This is a genomic window from Streptomyces sp. LARHCF249 (assembly GCF_052871255.1).
In genome coordinates, this window is the sequence record NZ_JBIXJQ010000011.1 from 171,828 (window position 1) to 191,844 (window position 20,017).

The 20,017-nt window shown below is 72.8% G+C and carries 15 protein-coding genes; 8 read left to right on the forward strand and 7 right to left on the reverse strand.

The genetic code is table 11. The annotated features are described in order from the left end of the window. Nucleotides 1–153 precede the first annotated feature (153 nt). On the forward strand, nucleotides 154–1,026 hold the full coding sequence (locus ACIPUC_RS28910; RefSeq protein WP_446593269.1) for a cellulose-binding protein: 873 nt from the start codon (nucleotides 154–156) through the stop codon (nucleotides 1,024–1,026). Nucleotides 1,027–1,057: 31 nt separating this feature from the next. Here ACIPUC_RS28910 and ACIPUC_RS28915 read toward each other — a convergent pair whose 3' ends face one another. Together ACIPUC_RS28915 and ACIPUC_RS28920 are read right to left on the reverse strand one after the other, a co-directional pair. Further along, complete coding sequence (locus tag ACIPUC_RS28915) at nucleotides 1,058–1,897, reverse strand: hypothetical protein (protein ID WP_446593270.1); 840 nt, start codon at nucleotides 1,895–1,897, stop codon at nucleotides 1,058–1,060. A gap of 82 nt (nucleotides 1,898–1,979) precedes the next feature. Then, nucleotides 1,980–3,587, reverse strand: coding sequence for an MFS transporter (locus ACIPUC_RS28920; protein WP_446593392.1), 1,608 nt, complete (start codon nucleotides 3,585–3,587; stop codon nucleotides 1,980–1,982). A 378-nt stretch (nucleotides 3,588–3,965) separates the two neighbouring features. Here ACIPUC_RS28920 and ACIPUC_RS28925 point away from each other — a divergent pair, with 378 nt between their 5' ends. Next, entirely contained in the window at nucleotides 3,966–4,772 is an 807-nt protein-coding gene (locus tag ACIPUC_RS28925) for an ABC transporter ATP-binding protein (RefSeq protein ID WP_446593393.1), read from the forward strand. Next, on the forward strand, nucleotides 4,769–7,351 hold the full coding sequence (locus ACIPUC_RS28930) for an ABC transporter permease (RefSeq protein ID WP_446593271.1): 2,583 nt from the start codon (nucleotides 4,769–4,771) through the stop codon (nucleotides 7,349–7,351). The genes ACIPUC_RS28925 and ACIPUC_RS28930 overlap by 4 nt, the downstream gene beginning before the upstream one ends. Before the next feature lie 83 nt (nucleotides 7,352–7,434). Here the strand turns inward: ACIPUC_RS28930 and ACIPUC_RS28935 are convergent, their stop codons facing one another. Genes ACIPUC_RS28935 through ACIPUC_RS28945 form a run of 3 tightly spaced genes read right to left on the reverse strand, consistent with a single transcriptional unit; the run spans nucleotide 7,435 to nucleotide 9,475 of the window. Then, entirely contained in the window at nucleotides 7,435–8,841 is a 1,407-nt protein-coding gene (locus ACIPUC_RS28935) for a DUF2079 domain-containing protein (RefSeq protein ID WP_446593272.1), read from the reverse strand. A 23-nt stretch (nucleotides 8,842–8,864) separates the two neighbouring features. After that, a complete protein-coding gene (locus tag ACIPUC_RS28940) occupies nucleotides 8,865–9,233 on the reverse strand; it encodes a type II toxin-antitoxin system VapC family toxin (RefSeq protein WP_446593273.1) in 369 nt (122 codons plus the stop codon). After that, a complete protein-coding gene (locus ACIPUC_RS28945) occupies nucleotides 9,230–9,475 on the reverse strand; it encodes a type II toxin-antitoxin system Phd/YefM family antitoxin (RefSeq protein WP_446593274.1) in 246 nt (81 codons plus the stop codon). The genes ACIPUC_RS28940 and ACIPUC_RS28945 overlap by 4 nt, the downstream gene beginning before the upstream one ends. Nucleotides 9,476–9,684: 209 nt before the next feature. Here ACIPUC_RS28945 and mfd point away from each other — a divergent pair, with 209 nt between their 5' ends. Beyond that, nucleotides 9,685–13,224 carry a transcription-repair coupling factor gene (gene mfd, locus ACIPUC_RS28950; RefSeq protein WP_446593395.1) on the forward strand — a complete coding sequence of 1,180 codons (3,540 nt, stop codon included), beginning with the start codon at nucleotides 9,685–9,687 and terminating at the stop codon, nucleotides 13,222–13,224. A 71-nt stretch (nucleotides 13,225–13,295) separates the two neighbouring features. On the opposite strand, the gene ACIPUC_RS28955 is transcribed toward mfd, so the two are convergent. Continuing rightward, nucleotides 13,296–13,475, reverse strand: coding sequence for an antitoxin (locus tag ACIPUC_RS28955; protein ID WP_446593275.1), 180 nt, complete (start codon nucleotides 13,473–13,475; stop codon nucleotides 13,296–13,298). Between the two features lie 207 nt (nucleotides 13,476–13,682). Between ACIPUC_RS28955 and ACIPUC_RS28960 the strand changes: the two genes are divergently transcribed. Together ACIPUC_RS28960 and ACIPUC_RS28965 are read left to right on the forward strand one after the other, a co-directional pair. Continuing rightward, nucleotides 13,683–14,327 carry a hypothetical protein gene (locus tag ACIPUC_RS28960; RefSeq protein WP_446593276.1) on the forward strand — a complete coding sequence of 215 codons (645 nt, stop codon included), beginning with the start codon at nucleotides 13,683–13,685 and terminating at the stop codon, nucleotides 14,325–14,327. Then, on the forward strand, nucleotides 14,324–15,838 hold the full coding sequence (locus tag ACIPUC_RS28965) for a protein kinase domain-containing protein (RefSeq protein WP_446593278.1): 1,515 nt from the start codon (nucleotides 14,324–14,326) through the stop codon (nucleotides 15,836–15,838). Before ACIPUC_RS28960 ends, ACIPUC_RS28965 begins: the two co-directional genes overlap by 4 nt. On the opposite strand, the gene ACIPUC_RS28970 is transcribed toward ACIPUC_RS28965, so the two are convergent. Next, complete coding sequence (locus ACIPUC_RS28970; RefSeq protein WP_446593279.1) at nucleotides 15,826–18,174, reverse strand: YfhO family protein; 2,349 nt, start codon at nucleotides 18,172–18,174, stop codon at nucleotides 15,826–15,828. The two genes, ACIPUC_RS28965 and ACIPUC_RS28970, sit on opposite strands and share 13 nt — an antisense overlap. A 177-nt stretch (nucleotides 18,175–18,351) precedes the next feature. On the opposite strand from ACIPUC_RS28970, the gene ACIPUC_RS28975 reads away from it, so the two are divergent. Further along, nucleotides 18,352–18,975: a SurA N-terminal domain-containing protein gene (locus ACIPUC_RS28975; RefSeq protein ID WP_446593280.1), complete on the forward strand. Its 624-nt coding sequence runs from the start codon at nucleotides 18,352–18,354 to the stop codon at nucleotides 18,973–18,975. A 28-nt stretch (nucleotides 18,976–19,003) separates the two neighbouring features. Beyond that, nucleotides 19,004–20,002, forward strand: coding sequence for a nucleoside triphosphate pyrophosphohydrolase (locus tag ACIPUC_RS28980; protein WP_446593281.1), 999 nt, complete (start codon nucleotides 19,004–19,006; stop codon nucleotides 20,000–20,002). Nucleotides 20,003–20,017: the final 15 nt, after the last annotated feature.

Consider the following 20,017-nt stretch of genomic DNA (forward strand, 5'->3'; position numbering starts at 1 on the left):
GTGGAGTTGTTGGGGGGGGTTTGGTTTGGAGCTTTTGTGGGTTTGTTGGGCGGGCCCCCCCCCCCCCCGGGGGGCCCCGCCCCGGCCATTCCGGCTTCTGGGAGCAAATGACGCATCCTTGACAGGAATCCCCGCGAGAGAGGCGCTTCCAGGATGAGTGCACCCATTGCGACTGTGCGCGGCCGTGGCTATCGGACGGATCAGGTCGACCGGTACCTCGCCCGGCTGTCCGGCAGCCGTGACGAGGCCTGGGAGCGGGTGGCACGGCTGACCGTCCTGGCGAAGCAGATGGAGGGGGAGGCGGGGCGGCTGCGTGAGGCGGTGGCCGCGCTGGCTCCGCAGACGTACGAGGACCTGAGCGAGCGGGCCCGCCGGATCCTGCTGCTGGCGCAGGAGGAGGCGGACGTCCTGCGGGGCGATGCGCGGGTGGACGCGGCGGAGGCGCTGGGCGCGGCCGAGGCGTACGGGCAGCGGGTGGGGGAGCTGGCGCGCCAGGATGCGGAGGCGGTGCGCGAGCAGACCGAGGTCCGGGCCCGGCAGGGGCTGCTGCGGGCGCAGCGGGAGGCGGACGACGCGCGGGCGGAGGCGCGGGAGGACGCGCAGGCCTGGCGGGCGGAGGCGCAGGCGGGGCTGGCGGAGGCGCGGCGCCGGGCGGAGGCGCTGCTCGCGGAGCGCGAGCAGGAGCAGCGGGAGCGGTGGGAGGCGGCCGAGCGGGAACTGCAGGGGCGGGAGGCGGAGCTGGAGGCGCGCCACGCGGAGCTGGAACGCTACGCCGAGGCCCGGCTGGCGGAGGCCCGCCGGGGTTTCGCGGAGGCGGAGGAGGCGGCGCGGCACGGCCAGGAGGACGCGGAGGCGCTGGCCGCCGAGCTGCTCGCAGAGGCGCGGGTGGCGGAGGAGCGGGTGGGGCGGGAGACGGACCGCATCCTGCGCGAGCACGCGGAGGCGGAGGAGGAGATGCGGGCCCACATGAACCATGTCCGCTCCAGCCTGGCGGCCCTGACGGGCCGAGCCCCCGCGGAAGGCTGACCCGGGCCGGCTGCGGAGCGGCCGAAGGGGCTCAGCCCTCGTAGCGGTACGGGTCGCTGCGCAGGCCGCGGGCGGTGACGACCACGGTGAACGGGGGCTTCGCCGTGGCCGGGAGCGGCGCGGTCAGGGCGCCGGTCAGCGGGTCGGCTTGCGCGGGGACGGGGGAGCCGTCCACGGTGAGGGCGGGAGCGGCGGAACCGGGGGCGGCGGAGGCGGGCGTGGTGAGGCCGCCGCCCTGCACCGTGAGGCGGCCCTCGGAGACGTTGACGTCCGTGATCACCGGGTTCGGGCGGACGGCCATCTTGTTCACCAGGTAGGCCCCCGCCGGGGCGCCCGTCAGGGCCCAGATCTCGGAGGGCAGGCGGGGGAGCCCCGCGCCGACGTCCGAGAGGAAGAACAGGACGACGTAGAGCATCGTGACCCCGCTGAGGGCGACGTACTGGAGGTCGACCAGGTCCGTGCGCCCGCCGTCGTTCGCGATGAGCTCCCGCAGCGGACGGCGCCCCGACGCGGTGGCCTTGGCGGCCGGCTTGGGCATGCTGCCGTTCTCGACGCGCAGGCCGACCACCGCCTTCGCCGCGATCATGGCCACGTACGGGCCCCCGAGCAGCGGCAGGTACACGGTCGTGAGCGAGGACAGCGGGCCGTCGGAGCCCTGGAAGTACGCGGCTCCACCGCCGGTCGTGAGCCCGTACCCGAGGGTGGCGAGCAGCAGCCAGACCAGGATCACCGTCCAGGCCAGGGCGAGTGCCGTGGAGGTGGAGAGCCGCCCGTCGCGGCCGGTGATGAAGGCCGGGTGGCGGTACAGCCGGCGGGCGAGCGGGCCGGCCAGCGCGGCCAGCAGGAGCAGTGCGAGGAATGCGGAAGCCATGCGTCGTCCCCCCGGAAACGGTCGTGGTTCCGACTTAACCCGCTGACGCGGAGCATGACAAGTCGCCGCCGGGCCGGGGCTGTTACTCCTCGATGTGCTCCGGCAGCACCGGGAACCTGCGCGGCGCCACCAGCAGCAGCACCAGAAGGGCGGCCAGGGCCGCGCCCGTCGCGCCGAGGAAGATGTGGTCCACGGCGGCGGCCACGGCCTCGCGCAGGTAGTCGGCGGCTGCCTGGGAGAGCAGGCCCGGCTGGTCCAGGGCCTTCGTCACGTCGTCCAGGGCGTCCGGCAGTCCGGGCACGGGGGCGTCCGCCAGGCGGGCGGCGAGGGTGGCGTTGGCGACGGCCGCCAGCAGGGCCGCGCCGATGCTCTGGCCGACCTGGCGGGAGAACAGCACCGAGGCGGTCGCCGTTCCGCGCTCCGTCCAGCCCACGGTGGACTGGACCCCGATGAGCAGCGGGAGCTGGAAGAGGCCGAGAGCGCCGCCCAGCAGCAGCATGATCAGCGCGGGTTGCCAGGGGCGGGCGGGATAGGGGAGCAGGGTGAAGGAGTACAGGATCACCGCGGCCAGCCCGATGCCGACGGCCGCGGTGTTCCGGAAGCCGATCCGCCGGTAGACGTGCTGGCTGAGGGCGGCGGTGATGGGCCAGCTCAGGGTCATCACGGACATCACCAGCCCCGCGCCGACGGGCCCGAGGCCGAGCACGGACTGGGCGTACGTCGGCAGGAACACCATCGGGGCGACCATCAGCAGGCCGAGCGCCCCCATGGCGAGGTTGACGGCGGCGATGGTGCGCCGGCGCCACACCCAGCCCGGCAGGATCGGTTCCTCGGCCCGGCGTTCCACCCGTACCACCACCGCGGCCAGCACCGCGCTCGCGCCGAGCAGCCCCAGCGAGGGCGCGGACAGCCAGGGCCAGGCGACCCCGCCCTGGACGAGCGCGAAGAGCAGCAGCCCGCCGCAGGCGAAGATGGACAGCGCTCCCGCCCAGTCGACCGGGCCGCGGCGCCCGGGGGACCGTACGGGCTCCTTCAGGTGACGGGTGGTCATCCACAGGGCGAAGGCGCCCAGCGGCAGGTTGATCAGGAAGATCCAGCGCCAGTGGGCGTACGAGGCGAGCATCCCGCCGAGCGCCGGGCCGGCCACCGCCGAGACGGCCCACGTGGTGGACATCCTGGCCTGGATCCTCGGCCGGTCCTTGAGCGGGTAGAGATCGGCGGCCAGCGTCTGCACCGTGCCCTGGAGGGCGCCGCCGCCCAGGCCCTGGACGATCCGGAAGGCGATGAGGGCGGCCATGTTCCAGGCGAGCGCGCACAGCAGCGAGCCGACGAGGAACAGGCCGATGCCGAAGAGCAGCACGGGCTTGCGGCCAAAGGTGTCGGACAGCTTCCCGTAGACGGGCAGGGTGACGGTGACGGCGAGCAGATAGCCGGAGAAGAGCCAGGAGAAGACCGAGAACCCGCCGATGTCGCCCACGATCTGGGGCACGGCGGTGGCGACGATGGTGCTGTCGATGGCGACGAGCGACATGCCGAGCATCATCGCCGCGACCACGGCGGCGGGTGGCCGCCCCTGCGCCGGCGCGGGCCTCGTGCCGGACCCGGTGTCCCTGCCGCCGGGACCGCCCGTGCCGCCCGGACCGCCCGTGCCTGCCGTACCGGCCGTGCCGGATGCGGCGCCTCCGGGTATGCCGTCAGGTCTTCCTTCCGCGCTCTCCGCTGCCGCCACCGAGATCCCTTCCCCCTGCACGTACTCGCGGGGAACACCTTCTCACCGCTGCCGTATCCGGCGGTATCCCCCATGGCAGCTCCCTCGAAGGGTGGAGAACCCCTAGGGGACGCTCCGCACAACGGCCCAGGGGTCATTCGTCCCGGCGGAGGAGGAGGACGGTTCCGGCGCGTCCTTAACTGGTTCACACGGGCCGGGAACCCGGGGGGTGGGGTTAACCCCCGGGTGGATACGGCGATGGGCACCAGGGCGCCGGAGCCCGGTCCGCAACAGACTTTGGGCGCGGCGACGCAGGTACACAGCGGCATATCGAGAAGGAGAAAGACCGTGACAACGGCTATGACCGAAACCAGGCACGGGGGTACTGGAGGGCATGCTGCCGTCGCGGCCCGGGCGCGGAAGGTCGTCAAGGCCTACGGCTCCGGTGAGACGCGGGTCGTCGCCCTCGACGACGTGGACGTGGACATCCACCGCGGCCAGTTCACCGCGATCATGGGCCCCTCCGGCTCCGGCAAGTCCACGCTGATGCACTGCCTCGCCGGACTGGACACGGTGACCAGCGGGCAGATCCACCTCGACGACACCGAGATCACCGGCCTGAAGGACAAGAAGCTCACGCAGCTGCGCCGCGACCGGATCGGTTTCATCTTCCAGGCCTTCAACCTGCTGCCGACGCTCAACGCCCTGGAGAACATCACGCTCCCCATGGACATCGCGGGCCGCAAGCCCGATGCGCAGTGGCTGGACCGGGTCGTGGAGACCGTCGGCCTCGCCGGCCGTCTCAAGCACCGTCCGACCCAGCTCTCCGGCGGCCAGCAGCAGCGCGTGGCGGTCGCCCGCGCCCTCGCCGCCCGCCCGCAGATCATCTTCGGGGACGAGCCCACCGGAAACCTGGACTCCCGGGCCGGCGCCGAGGTCCTCGGCTTCCTGCGCCGCTCCGTGGACGAGCTCGGCCAGACCATCGTGATGGTCACCCACGACCCGGTGGCCGCCTCCTACGCGGACCGCGTCATCTTCCTCGCCGACGGCCGGATCGTCGACGAGATGTACGGGCCCACCGCCGAGCAGGTCCTCGACCGCATGCTGTGCTTTTCTGGGGGACGCCCCCAGACCCCCGACTTCGACGCGCGCGGGCGGACGTCATGAGCAACACCGTCCTGAAGACCTCGCGGCGCAACTTCGTCGCGCACAAGGGCCGGATGGCGCTCTCCGCCGTCGCGGTCCTGCTCTCCGTCGCCTTCGTCTGCGGCACCCTCGTGTTCACCGACACCATGAACGCCACCTTCGAGAAGCTGTTCGCGGTCACCAGCTCCGATGTGACGGTCAGTGCGAAGGAGGCGAAGGACGGCGAGGAGATCTCGGCCCGCGGCAGGCCCGAGATACTGGCAGGCTCGGCCGTCGAGCAGGTCAAGAAGGCCGAAGGCGTGGCGGGCGCCGAGGGCGCGGTCATGTCGATGTCCGTCACGGTCGTCAACTCCAAGAACGAGAACATGGGCTCGACCACCGGTGCCCCGACCATCGCCGGCAACTGGAACGACAACGAGCTCAAGTCCATGAAGATCACCTCGGGTCACGCACCGCGCGGCCCCACCGAGGTGATGGTCGACGCCGACACCGCGGACAAGCACCACCTGAAGCTCGGCGACGAACTGCGCACCATCGCCGTCACCGGCGACTTCCGCGCCAAGATCAGCGGTATCGCCACCTTCACCGTGACCAACCCGGGCGCGGCGATCGTCTACTTCGACACCCCCACGGCGCAGCAGCACCTGCTCGGCGCCCCGGGTGCCTTCACGCACGTCAACGTCACCGCCAAGGACGGGGTGAGCGACGAGCGGCTCAAGGCGAACATCGCCGCGGCCGTCGGCGCGGACACCTACAAGCTCCAGACCTCCAAGGAGGCCTCCGACGCCAACCGCAAGGACGTCGGCTCCTTCCTCGACGTCCTGAAGTACGTGATGCTCGGCTTCGCCGGGATCGCCTTCCTCGTCGGCATCTTCCTGATCTTCAACACCTTCTCGATGCTGGTCGCCCAGCGCACCCGCGAGATCGGCCTGATGCGCGCCATCGGCGCCGACAGCGGACAGGTCCTCAAGTCCGTCGTCCTCGAGGCCTTCCTGCTCGGCGTCGTGGGCTCGGTCCTGGGGGTCGGGGCGGGCGTGGGCCTCGCCATCGGCCTGATGGAACTCATGGGCCAGATGGGCATGCGCCTGTCCACCGACGATCTGACCGTCGCCTGGACCACCCCGGTCATCGGCATCCTCCTCGGCGTCGTCGTCACCGTCGTCTCCGCCTTCGTCCCGGCCCGCCGGGCCGGCAAGGTGTCCCCGATGGCCGCCCTGCGCGAGTCGGGCACCCCCGGCGACAAGAAGGCCGGCGCCGTCCGCGCCGTCCTCGGCCTGGTCCTCACCGGCATCGGCGGCGCGGGCCTCTACCTGGCCGCCGCGGCCGATGAGGCCGGACCCGGCTCGCTCTGGCTGGGCCTGGGCGTCGTCCTCACCCTCATCGGCTTCATCGTGATCGGCCCGCTGCTCGCCGCGGGCGTGGTGCGGGTGCTCTCCGGAGTGGTGCTTCGGCCCTTCGGCTCCGTGGGCCGGCTCGCCGAGCGCAACGCCCTGCGCAATCCGCGCCGCACCGGCGCCACCGCCGCCGCGCTGATGATCGGCCTCGCGCTGGTCGCCTGCCTGTCGGTGGTCGGCTCGTCGATGGTGGCCTCCGCCACCGACGAGCTCGACCAGTCGGTCGGAGCGGACTACATGATCGCCTCGCAGACCCAGCAGCCGGTCATGCCGCAGGCCGAGCAGGCGCTGAAGTCCGTCCGGGCCCTCGACCACGTCACCGCCTACCGCACGGTGGAGGCGAAGCTCACCGCCCCCGACGGCTCCACCGAGACGGACGAACTCGGTGCCACCGACCCGACGTACGCCAAGGACATCCGCCGCAAGATGATCGCCGGCGAGCACGCGGCGGCGTACGGCAAGGACTCCATGTCGGTCGGTTCGGAGTACGCCACCCGGCACGGCATCAAGGTGGGCGACGAGCTGACGGTCGCGTTCGCCGCCGGCAGCACCGTCAAGCTCAAGGTCGCGGCGATCACCAGCGACGAGGGCAACCTCGACAAGGGCATGAAGTACATCAGCACCGCGGTCGCCGAGGCGAACGTCCCGGCCGACCGGATGCCGCGCCCCTTCATGCTGCTGGCCGGCGCGAAGGAAGGGCAGTCCGACGCCGCGTACAGCTCGGTCAAGGCGGCGCTGGCGGAGTACCCGCAGTACCAGGTGCTCAACCGGGCCGACTACAAGCAGTCCCTGAAGGACCAGGTCGGACAGATGCTCAACATGGTCTACGGGCTCCTCGGCCTCGCCATCATCGTCGCGGTCCTGGGCGTCGTGAACACCCTGGCCCTGTCGGTGGTCGAGCGGACCCGCGAGATCGGCCTGATGCGCGCCATCGGCCTCTCGCGCCGCCAGCTGCGCCGCATGATCCGCCTGGAGTCGGTGGTCATCGCCCTCTTCGGGGCCCTGCTCGGCCTCGGGCTGGGCATGGGCTGGGGCGCCACCGCGCAGCAGCTCCTCGCCCTCCAGGGCCTGGAGGTGCTGGAGATCCCGTGGCCGACGATCCTCGGGGTGTTCGCCGCCTCGGCCTTCGTGGGCCTGTTCGCCGCGCTGGTCCCGGCCTTCCGGGCGGGGCGGATGAACGTACTGAACGCGATCGCGAGCGAGTAGCGGGCCCGCGTTCGCCAACGGGGGTACGCCGGTCCGGGACCTCGGGGTTTCCGGACCGGCGTCGTTCCCGCTTCTCGTACGGGTTACACGCGGCGCATCAGGACGACGCCCTCCGCTTCGCCCACCAGGGCGAACCGTGCGCCGGGGTGCAGCTGGTGCGCGTAGTCGGCCGGGTCCTCGCCGGCCCACTTGGAGGAGTTGTCGAGGGTGATCCAGTCCGGGACCACGCCCTTGCTGCCGCCGATCCACAGCACCCGGCAGCGGGAGGTCAGCCGGGTCAGCGGGCCGGTGTCGGCCTCCACCGTGGCCCCGTCGGGGATCCGGCGGAGGAGTTCCTCCACGGCGGTGACGCGGGCCGGCTTCTCGTACGTGGCGGCCTGGGCGAGCTTCTCGGTCGGCAGGCTGGTCGCGCTCAGCGCGAGGCCCGCGGCGAGGACGGCGGTCGGCAGCTGGAGGGCGTACGCGCGCAGCCAGGGCCGCTCGCCGCGCCGGACGGTGTCGATGGCGTCGACCAGGGCCAGGGTGACGACGGGCATGAGCACGGCGCTGTAGTGCCAGTCGGTGGACCAGTAGTGGTCGTCGCCGGACAGGAACCGCCAGCCGAGGGTGGGTGCGGCGACCAGCAGCAGCGGCGAGCGCAGGGCGAGCAGCCCGGAGGTGGGGATCAGCACCCAGGCCAGGGTGGTCAGCTTGGTGTCGAGGCCGGCGAAGGGGCCCGCGCCGTCGATCTTGTCCCAGTAGCCGTAGCCCGCCGCCGCGAAGGCCGGTATGAACACGGTGAACACGAGGACCGCGAAGACCACGGCCCCGGCGGCGACCCCGAGGGCGATCCAGCCGGCCCGCCGGTCGGTGGGCATGGCCCGCCAGGCGACGACCACGGCCAGCGCGGCCAGCGTGAAGCCCAGGTCCTCCTTGACCAGGAGCAGGGGCAATCCCCACAGCAGGGCGGCCCGCCACCGCCGGTCGAGCACCGCCTCCAGCGCGAAGGCGAGCAGCGGCACGGCGAAGGCGATCTCGTGGAAGTCGAACTCCACGGCCCGCTGGATCCCCCAGGACAGCCCGTACGCGATCCCGACGGCGAGCCCGCGGGGCCGCCCGAGGAGCCGTCCGGCCACGCGGGTGACGGGGACCGCGGACAGCGCGAAGAGGGCGGCCTGGGCGGCCAGCAGGGTGAGGGGGCCGGGGAAGACCCGGTAGAAGGGGGCGATCAGCGCGATGATCGGGGAGAAGTGGTCCCCGAGGATGTTGGCCCCGGGCCCCTTCAGATCCGCGACGGGCGCCTGGAGGTGCGCGTAGGCGCGGATGGCCTGCTCGAAGATCCCGAGGTCCCAGGAGGCCCATTCCATCCGCCGGAACCGCCCGACGGACAGCACCAGGTACACGGGGAGCAACCCGCCGGCCACCAGCCAGGGCCCGGCCCAACGGGCTCGCCCCGGCTTTGCCGGAGCCTGCGCCACCGCCGCCGCGCGGGCTATCGCATCGCTCGTCACGGCCTCGTGCTCCCTCGGCGAGCTCAGACGGTCAGTACGTCGACATCGTAGAGGGGGATGTGCTTGTCCCGGGTGACGAGCGTGAGCCCTTCGGACTGGGCCTGGGCGATCAGTATCCGGTCGAAGGGGTCCTTGTGGTGGAGGGGCAGCCTGCCCGCCAGGACGCCGTGGTGGGTTTCGATGGGCAGGGCCTGGAACTGTGTGTTGCAGGCCTGCATCGCGAGATCCTCGGTGCTGGTGAGCTTGCCCGCAGCCTGTTTTACGGAGATCTCCCAGGGCGTGACGGCGCTCATGTACACCGTGAGCTCCCGCCCGAGGAGCTCCCGCGTCTCATCGGGAAGCTCCCCGTTCATCCACCACAGGACGACGTGCGTGTCGAGCAGGAGCTTCACGCGTCGACCTCGAAGGCCTCGGCGAATCCATCCGGCAGGTCATCGAAGTCGTCGGCGATCTTGATCCGGCCCGCCAGGGCGCCGTAATCCGTGCGCCGAACCTTCCCCGCGAGCGGGATCACCTTCGCGACCGGTTCGCCGGCCTTGCTGATGATCACCTCCTCACCGGTGGCGACCGCCTCCAGGATCTTGGAGAAGTTCGTTTTCGCCTCGTGGACGTTGTACTGCCGGGCCGCTTCCATGGGGTCTCCAGGGCAGAGGTGGACTAACTGCTGGACCAAGCGTAATCAGATCGGCCGAGTCGGCGCCAGCTCCGTCACCCTCCCGGGTGACCCGAATCCCCCGCGCGTGGCGGCCGGGGCCGTCGTAGGGTGGGAACCCCCGGCCCGTGTGACGTGTCGGGTCCTTCGCGTTGCCCTTTCACGACCCTCACCGGATGGAAAGCCTCTACATGAGCCTGCACGGACTGCTCGACGCCGTCACCCGGGACCCCGCCCTCGCCGAGGCGGTCACCGCGGCCGGGGACGGCAACCGCATGCATGTGGACCTGGTCGGCCCCCCCGCCGCGCGGCCCTTCGCGATCGCCGCGCTGGCCCGGCAGACCGAGCGGACCATCCTCGCCGTCACGGCCACCGGGCGGGAGGCCGAGGACCTGGCCGCGGCCCTGCGCTCGCTGCTGCCCTCGCCCGACCAGGTCGTGGACTACCCGTCCTGGGAGACGCTCCCGCACGAACGGCTCAGCCCGCGCAGCGACACCGTCGGCCGCCGCATCGCCGTCCTGCGCCGGCTCGCGCACCCGAGCAAGGACGACCCGGCCGCCGGCCCCGTGTCCGTGGTCGTCGCGCCGATCCGCTCCGTGCTCCAGCCGCAGGTCAAGGGGCTCGGGGACCTGGTGCCCGTGGCCCTGCGGCAGGGCCAGAGCGTCGACCTCGGCGAGGTGACCCAGGCGCTGGCCGCCGCCGCGTACGGCCGCGTGGAGCTCGTCGAGAAGCGCGGCGAGTTCGCCGTGCGCGGCGGCATCCTCGACGTGTTCCCGCCCACCGAGGAACACCCCCTGCGCATCGAGTTCTGGGGCGACGAGGTCGAGGAGATCCGCTACTTCAAGGTCGCCGACCAGCGGTCGCTGGAGATCGCCGAGCACGGCCTGTGGGCCCCGCCCTGCCGCGAGCTGCTGCTCACCGACGAGGTGCGGGAGCGGGCCGCGGCCCTCGCCGAGGCCCACCCCGAGCTCGGCGAGCTGCTGAACAAGATCGCCGAGGGGATCGCCGTCGAGGGCATGGAGTCCCTGGCCCCGGTCCTGGTCGACGACATGGAGCTGCTCATCGACGTCCTGCCCGCCGGGGCGATGGCCGTCGTCTGCGACCCCGAGCGGGTCCGGACCCGGGCCGCCGACCTGGTCGCGACCAGCCAGGAGTTCCTGATGGCCTCCTGGGCGGCCACCGCGGGCGGCGGCGAGGCCCCCATCGACGTCGGCGCCGCCTCCCTGCGCGGCATCGCCGACGTCCGCGACCACGCCCGCGAGCTCGGCATGATGTGGTGGTCGGTCTCCCCCTTCGCCGCCGACGAGGCGGACCTGGCCGGCGGGGACACCCTCAAGCTCGGCATGCACGCCCCCGAGGCCTACCGCGGGGACACCGCCCGCGCGCTCGCCGACACCAAGGGCTGGATCGCCGACGGCTGGCGCACCGTCTACCTCACCGAGGGCCACGGCCCGGCCGCCCGCACCGTCGAGGTGCTCGGCGGCGAGGGCATCCCGGCCCGGCTGGAGGCCGATCTCCGCACCCTGGAGCCGTCGATCGTCCACGTCGCCTGCGGCTCGGTCGACAACGGCTTCGTCGACCCGGTCCTGAAGATCGCGGTCCTGACCGAGACCGACCTCACCGGGCAGCGCACCGCCACCAAGGACCTCGGCCGGATGCCGACCCGGCGGCGCAAGACGATCGACCCGCTGACCCTGGAGGCCGGCGACTACATCGTCCACGAGCAGCACGGTGTCGGCCGCTACATCGAGATGGTGCAGCGCACCGTCCAGGGAGCGACCCGCGAGTACCTCCTCGTCGAGTACGCCCCCGCCAAGCGCGGCCAGCCCGGCGACCGGCTCTACATCCCCACCGACCAGCTGGAGCAGGTCACCAAGTACGTCGGCGGCGAGGCCCCGACCCTGCACCGGCTCGGCGGCGCCGACTGGACCAAGACCAAGGCGCGGGCCAAGAAGGCGGTCAAGGAGATCGCCGCCGACCTCATCAAGCTCTACAGCGCGCGCATGGCGGCGCCCGGCCACGTCTTCGGCCCGGACACCCCCTGGCAGCGCGAACTGGAGGACGCCTTCCCGTACGCGGAGACGCCCGACCAGCTCACCACCATCGCCGAGGTCAAGGAGGACATGGAGAAGTCGGTCCCGATGGACCGGCTGATCTGCGGCGACGTCGGCTACGGCAAGACCGAGATCGCGGTCCGGGCGGCCTTCAAGGCGGTGCAGGACGGCAAGCAGGTCGCCGTCCTCGTGCCCACGACCCTGCTCGTGCAGCAGCACTTCGGCACCTTCTCCGAGCGGTACGCGCAGTTCCCGGTCGTCACGAAGGCGCTGTCCCGCTTCCAGGGCGAGGCCGAGTCCAAGGCCACCCTGGAGGGCCTGAGGGAGGGTTCGGTGGACGTGGTCATCGGTACCCACCGGCTCTTCTCGCAGGAGACCAAGTTCAAGGACCTGGGCCTGGTCATCGTCGACGAGGAGCAGCGCTTCGGCGTCGAGCACAAGGAGCAGCTGAAGAAGCTCCGCGCCAACGTCGACGTGCTCACCATGTCCGCGACCCCGATCCCGCGCACCCTGGAGATGGCGGTGACGGGCATCCGCGAGATGTCGACGATCACCACCCCGCCCGAGGAGCGGCACCCGGTCCTCACCTTCGTCGGCCCGTACGAGGAGAAGCAGATCGGCGCGGCCATCCGCCGTGAACTGCTGCGCGAGGGCCAGTGCTTCTACATCCACAACCGGGTCGAGTCCATCGACCGGGCGGCCGCGAAGCTGCGTGAGATCGTGCCCGAGGCGCGGATCGCGACCGCGCACGGGCAGATGTCCGAACAGGCCCTGGAGCAGGTCGTGGTGGACTTCTGGGAGAAGAAGTTCGACGTGCTCGTGTCGACGACGATCGTCGAGTCCGGCATCGACATCTCCAACGCCAACACCCTGATCGTGGAGCGCGGCGACAACTTCGGCCTCTCCCAGCTGCACCAGCTGCGCGGCCGAGTGGGCCGCGGCCGCGAGCGCGGGTACGCCTACTTCCTCTACCCGCCGGAGAAGCCGCTGACCGAGACCGCCCACGAGCGGCTCGCGACGATCGCCCAGCACACCGAGATGGGCGCCGGCATGTACGTGGCCATGAAGGACCTCGAGATCCGCGGCGCGGGCAACCTGCTCGGCGGCGAGCAGTCCGGCCACATCGCGGGCGTCGGCTTCGACCTGTACATCCGCATGGTCGGCGAGGCCGTCGCCGACTACCGGGCCGCCGTCGAGGGCCAGGTGGAGGAGGAGCCGCCGCTCGAGGTCAAGATCGAGCTGCCGGTGGACGCGCACGTCCCGCACGACTACGCGCCCGGCGAGCGGCTGCGCCTCCAGGCGTACCGGTCCATCGCGTCGGCCAACTCCGAGGCGGACGTCAAGGCCGTGCGCGAGGAGCTCACCGACCGCTACGGCAAACTGCCCGAGCCGGTGGAGAACCTGCTGCTGGTGGCCGGACTGCGGATGCTCGCGCGCGCCTGCGGCGTCGCCGACATCACCCTGCAGGGCCCCAACATCCGCTTCGGGCCGGTGGAGCTGCGCGAATCGCAGGAGCTGCGCCTCAAGCGGCTCTACCCGGGGGCGGTGCTCAAGCCCGCCACCTCGCAGGTCCTCATCCCGCGCCCGAAGACCGGCCGGGTCGGCGGGAAGCCGCTGGTCGGGCGGGAACTGCTGGCCTGGACCGGCGAGTTCCTGACCACCATCCTCGGCTCCTGACCGCCCGCTCCCGACAAGGGTGGAGGCCGGAAGCCCTCCCGGGCTTCCGGCCTCCCGGCCCGAACGGCGGGCTATTTCATCGGATCCTCGTCGATGCCCAGCTTCTTTTCCATCTGCTGCTGGGTCTGGTCGATCCTGTCGGTGTACTTGCCGCCGGTCCGCTCGTTGGCCTCCTGCTCGGCCTTGTCGGACATTTCCTTGGCCTTGGCCTTGGCCTTCTCCGGGTCCTTGAACCTGTCGAAGATCCCCATGTCGCGGGCTCCTTCCGTATCCCGTTTGCGACGGTACGCCCGTTTGGGGTGATCCGCTCGCCGGGGTCCGGAACCCGCTGTTCAGGCCGCATGGGCGGCGATCGCGCGGCGACCGTACAACGGTTGGGCACATCCCCTCACCGTGGCCGGAATCGCTGTATACGCTCATACCCGAAACCCTTTCCGCACGGCCCGTCAGGAGCACCGATGCACGCCCCCGGCATCCCGCCGCAGCACGGTCACCAGCCCAGTACCGGGGGCGTGGTGGCCCTGCGCGTGATCTTCGCGCTGCTGCCGATCCTGAGCTGTGGCTTCCTGGCCTGGGGTTCGATGCTGCGGCTCGCGATCGTGACCCGCGCGGCCCGCGACTGGACGCTGCTCGCGCTGAGCTGCGGGCTCTCCGTCGGCTCCGTCGTGCTGATCGGCCTCGACCCCACCGCGGACACCAGCGGCTGGCAGGGCAACACCGGGGCCGGCGGCATCATCCTCACCGGCTTCGCGACCTGCGTGTACTTCCTCGTGGCCGACATCCGCCACCACGAACGCCTGCGGACCGCGGGCCCCCAGGCGCACTGGTACCCGGCGCAGACCGCCCCGTACGCCCGCCCGCAGCAGGCCGCCACACCCGCCTACGGCTACCCGTCCACCCAGACGACCGTCCCGGCGCACCTGTCCCCGCAGGTTCCCCCGCAGGTCCCGCAGCAGCCCCCGCAGCCGACCCCGCCCCCGCGCATCGGGCAGGTCCGCGCCGAACTCGACGAGCTCAGCGAACTGCTGCGCAAGCAGACCCCGCCGCCCGGCAGCCCGCACCGGGACACCGACCAGACCCCGATCCAGGACCCGAATCAGTGACCGACCGGCTCATCGGAGACCGCTACCAACTGTCGTCCATCCTGGGCCAGGGAGGCATGGGCCAGGTCTGGACGGCGTACGACCGGCGCCTGGACCGGCGGGTCGCCGTCAAACTGCTGCGCCCCGACAAGGTCGCCGGCCCGGGCACCGTCGCCGAGGAACTGCGCCGCCGCTTCGTGCGCGAGTGCCGGGTCACGGCGCAGGTGGACCACCCCGGCCTGGTCACCGTGCACGACGCGGGCAGCGACGCCGACGAACTCTTCCTCGTCATGGGGTACGTGGAGGGCTCCGACCTCGCCGACCACCTCGCCGCCCACGACCCGTACCCCTGGCAGTGGGCGGTCGCGGTCGTCGCGCAGCTGTGCTCGGTGCTCGCGGCCGTGCACGCGGTGCCGATCGTGCACCGCGACCTGAAGCCGCGCAACGTGATGGTCCGCCCGGACGGCACCGTCCTGGTCCTCGACCTCGGCGTGGCCTCGGTCATGGACACCGACACCACCCGCCTCACCAGCACCGGCACCCCGATCGGCAGCCCCGCGTACATGGCGCCCGAGCAGGCCATGAGCGGCTCGGTGGGCCCGTACACCGACCTCTACGCGCTGGGCGTGCTGCTGTACGAACTCCTCAGCGGCAACGTCCCCTTCGCGGGCTCCACCGCCCTGGGCGTGCTCCACCGCCACCTGTACGAGCCCCCGGCGCCGGTCCGCCCGCAACGCCCGGAGATCCCGCCGGAGCTGGAGGCGCTCATGCTCCGCCTCCTGGCCAAGGACCCGCAGGACCGCCCGGCCTCCGCGCAGGCGGTCTACGAGGCCCTCGCGCCGCTGCTGCCCGCCCGCGGCAGCCGCGCCCCCGCCGGCCCGCTCGACCCCACCCGCCCCTTCCTGCGCCCGCAGGCGCCGTGGCCCGACCGGGCCACCGTGATCCCCCCGCAGCCGACCTCCCCGCCGACCCCGGTGCCCGCGCAGCCCGACATCCCCGGCGCCGTGGACGAGGCGCGCAAACTGCTGGACCAGGGCCGGCTGACCCAGGCCGGGGACATCCTCGGCGGGATCCTCCCGGCCGCGGCCGCCCAGCACGGCGAGCACTCGCCGGTGGTCCGCTCCCTGCGCAAGCAGTACGCCGCCACGCTGATGGACGACGGCCAGTACCGCCGCGCCCTGCCCGAACTGCGCCGGCTCGCCGACGAGTTCCCGGCCAGCGACCCCCAGTCGCTGCGCTTCCGCTACGACGCCGCGCAGTGCCTGGAGCAACTCGGCGAACCGGCCGCGGCCCTGGCGGAGTACCGCTCGCTGCTCCCGCTCTTCGAGAACCACTACGCCAACCCGGACCCCGGACTCCCCCTGGAGGTCCGCCGCCGGATAGCCCACCTGCTGCTCTCCCTCGGCGACCGGCCCTCGGCCCGCGACACCCTGGCCCGCCTGCTGTTCGACGCGGAACGCCTGCACGGTCCGAACCACCCCTTCCCGGGCGAGATCCGGCGCACCCTCCACTGGCTCGGTCAGGTCCGCTGACGCCTCCTGCGCGCAAGCTCCAGACCCAGTACGACCGCCAGGGCGAGCGCACCGGCCGCCGCGCCCGGAAGCAGGCCCGGCGGGCGGAACGTGCAGGTCACCGCCGTGGTGCGGCCGTCCAGGGGGATCGCGACCAGACCCAGGTGGGAGGCGGCCGGGCGGTCGTTGCAGGTCCAGCCCGCGATCGCGGGGACCGAGAGGACCGCCGTGCCGGTGCTGCCCGGCGGGAGCACGGCGCGGACCTGCGCGGAGCCGACCGCGACCGAGGTGGCGGCCGTGGCGCGCAGCCGGGCCACGGCCGTGTCCAGCAGGCCGCGGTCCAGGCAGGACAGCGTCCACCGGGCGGGCGCGGCCCGGTCGAAGACCAGCGCCGAGGAGGCGCCCCGGGAGACGCCCATCGGCTGGACGGCCGCCCGGTTGCGCGGGGCGTTGCCGTTCAGCCGGAAGGCCGGCCCGTCGGCGAGGCGGGCCGTCGCGTTGTACTCCGGCGCCCACAGGTAGGCCTCCGTGCCCGCGCGGCAGACCCCGGGCGCGCGCGGGTCTTCGTACACCCGCGCGCCCAGCAGCAGTTCCTGGTTGGCGAAGGGCGAATCGCCGTACGCGGCGGGTGCGCCCGGCGGGCGGGTCGTCACCAGCGGCGGGACCTCGGCGCGGCGGACGGTGCCGTCCGGCTGGAGGCGCGCGCCGACCGCGAAGACCGCGTCCGTCACCGGGCTGTCGATGCTCTGGACGTTGCGCCCGCGCGAGGTCCAGCCGGCCCCGAGGGAGGCCATCGTGCGCGTGAACACCTCCGGAGTGTGGCTGCTGTAGTACGAGCCGCCCTCCCCGCCCAGCAGCAGCGGGTCGTTGCCCGTCAGGGCCGGCCGGCTCGGGTCGGTGCGGTACGCCGGCCAGCCCTCGGCGCCCGCCAGGGCTCCGGCGCGCGCGGTGTGCGCCGGGCCCCAGGACGGGTAGTCGTCGAGGCCGCCGAGCTTGCCCCGGTGGCCGTACGCGGTCGTGGCGGCCCCCTGCCCGACGAGTACGGCCGCCAGCAGCGCGGCCGCCGGAACCGCGAGCCGGCGGTGGCGCAGCGCCCACCAGGCCCCGGCCGCCGCCACCAGCCCGCCGCAGAACAGCACGTACCCCCAGGCCGTCACCAGCGTGCTCCCGCTCGCCCACAGGGCGGCGGCCGCCAGCAGGCCCGCCCCCGCCGCCAGCGCGCGCGGCCCCGGGAGCCCCGCCGACAGCCCTGCCCAGGCGGCGATCACGGCGATCCCGGCCAGTACGAAGGTCTGCCGGTACGGGCTTCCGTTCGGGGTCGCGAACAGGTGCCAGGCCAGGTGCGTCGGGGCCCACTGGAGGGAGAGCACCACGGCCGCCGTCAGTCCGGCCCAGGCCAGCCGGGTGCGCGCCGCCGCCGCCCGGTGGAAGGGCAGCGCGGCCACCAGCAGCAGGGTCCCGGTGCCCACGAAGACGGCGGGGGAGGAGAAGGAGTACGTCGCCGGAAGCAGCCGGGCGAACAGGTCCGCCCAGGACACCGGCCGGAACTCCTTGACCCAGCCGGGGTAGGCCTGCCCGGAGCTGAGGAAGAGGGGAGCCAGCACCGGGGCCGCGAGCGCGATCCCCAGCGCGGTCGTGGCGGCCGCCCGGCCGATCACGGCCGGCCGGGCCTTCGCCGACTCCCGAGTCAGCACCACCCGTACCAGCAGCACCAGCGCCGCGCCGAGGGTGGCCATGTAGGCGGTGTAGAAGTTCGCCGTCCAGCAGACGGCCACGACCAGTACGGCGGCCGGCAGCCGCCGCCCGCGCAGCGCCCACTCGCCGGTCAGGCACAGCAGGGGGAAGGCGATCAGGCCGTCGAGCCACATCGGGTTGTAGGAGGCCTCGATCACCGACCAGCCGCACAGCGCGTACGAGGCCCCGAGCAGCCCCGCCGCCCACCAGGCCCCCCGGCGCTGCGTGCGCAGCAGCCAGGTCATGGCCGCCGCCGCGGCCGCCGTCTTGAGCACCGTGACCACGTACACCGCGAGGTCTATGTCCGCGCGCGGGAACAGCCCGACCAGCACCGCGAAGGGGCTGGCCAGATAGGTGCCCAGGTCCGGCAGGAAGCTCGTGCCGTATCCGGACTGCCAGTTGAACAGCAGCCCGCCCTCCGCGCGGCCGTGCAGGAGGTCCCACAGGTGCGCGTGGAAGGGGACGAACTGGTTGCCGAGGTCGTTGATGCTGCGGTGGCGCGGGCCGTACGGGAAGACGCGGGCGACGGCGTCCCCGGCACCCACGGCCACCACCGTGAGCAGGGCGGCGAACGCGGAGCCGGCCAGGCTCAGGCGTCGCGGCGAGCGGTGCGGTGTCGACATGGTGCGCCGACTTTGGCACCACCGGGGGACAGCGGGATGGCCACCGGGTGAACGAGTACCTCAACACCCGGGGAATCGTTGGTCGAAGCAGTGGCCCGGATCACCCTGACTGCATACCATCGATGATCGCACGGCCCTTGTGCACCGACGCACAATCTCCCGGCCCTGGAGGCTCCTTTGCACCGTCGCACTGCGCTCTCCGTCTCCACCGCCCTGCTGCTGGCGGCCCCCCTGCTGTCCGCCTGCTCGGGGCAGGCGCGCCCCGGTACCGCGGCCGTGGTCGGCGGCGAACGGATCACCACCTCCGCCCTCCAGGCCCAGGTGAACGACGTGCGCGCCGCCCAGAACCGCACCGGGCAGGCCGCCGCCGAGCTCATCGCGAGCACACCCAACCTGGAGCGCCAGAAGCTCGACTCGATGCTCCAGAGCCACATCATCGACAGGATGGCCAAGACGGCCGGGATCTCCGTCTCCGCCAAGGAGATCGAGGACGAGCGCAAGGCGTACGTCGAGGAGAACCAGGGGGCCGAGCAGTTCGAGGCGCTGCTGCTGCAGAAGGGCGCCATGGCCCCCGGCCAGGTCGACCGCTTCCTCCGGGACCGGGTCCTGCTGACCAAGCTGACCGCCAAGTACGGCAACGGGAAGCTGGAGGAGCCCGCCCGGACCGCCGCGAAGGCCCTGCGCATCGAGGTCAACCCGCGCTACGGGTCCTTCGACGTCCAGCAGATCAAGCTGGGCGCCGGGGAGACGCCCTGGATCACCCAGCGGACCCGGCCCGAGCAGGCACCCGCCGGAGCCTGACGCCCGCCCGCGGAGGTAGGTTCGGAGGGTGACCGACCACGACCACCCCGAGTCCACCACGGCCGAGCCCACCGGCCGCATCGTCCTGCTGACCACCAGCCACCGGGTCGCCCCCGGCGTGCTGTCCTGGCCCGCGTGGCAGACCCTGCACGCCGCGGAGCGGGTGCTGTGCGCCGACCCCGGCCACCCGCAGCTCCCGTACCTGCGGGAGGCGGGCGTCGAGGTCGTCCACGAGAGGCCGGACGCGCAGGAGCTGGTCGGGGCCTGCGCCGGCGGCGGCACGGTCGTGGTCCTCCTGAGCGGCGAGGGCGACCAGCGGCTCACCGACGGACTGGCCAGGCTCGCGGGCTCGGGCCGGGTCGCCATGCCCGACCTGGAGCTGCTGCCCGGTTCGTACGACCTGCCGGGCGCCCGCCTGCTCGACCTGGTCCAGGTGATGGACCGGGTCCGGCGCGAGTGCCCGTGGACCTCCCGGCAGACCCACCGGGGCCTGGCCAAGTACGCGATCGAGGAGGCGTACGAACTGGTCGAGGCCATCGAGGACGGGGACCGGGAGGAGCTGCGCGAGGAGCTCGGGGACGTCCTGCTCCAGGTGGTGTTCCACGCCCGGATCGCGGAGGACCACGAGGTGCCGGACGAGGCGTTCTCCATCGACGACGTGGCCGCGACCCTCGTCGAGAAGCTGATCCACCGGCACCCGCACGTCTTCGGCGACGAGAAGGCCGAGACCCCGGAGGACGTCAGTGCCCACTGGCAGCGCACCAAGGCGGTCGAGAAGCGCCGGGAATCCGTCACGGACGGGATTCCGCTGGGCCAGCCGGGGCTCGCGCTCGCGGCCAAGCTCGCCGGGCGGGTCCGTACGGGCGGTGTGGCCGTGGAGCTGCCCCCCGGTGAGGGCATCGGGTACGAGCTGCTGGAGCTGGCGGCGCGCGCCGAGGCGGCGGGGATCGACCCCGAGACCGCGCTGCGCGCGGCGGCCCGCGTCTACCGGGACGCGATCCGGGCCGCCGAGGGCGTCGGCGAGTAGCCCCCAGCAGCAGTA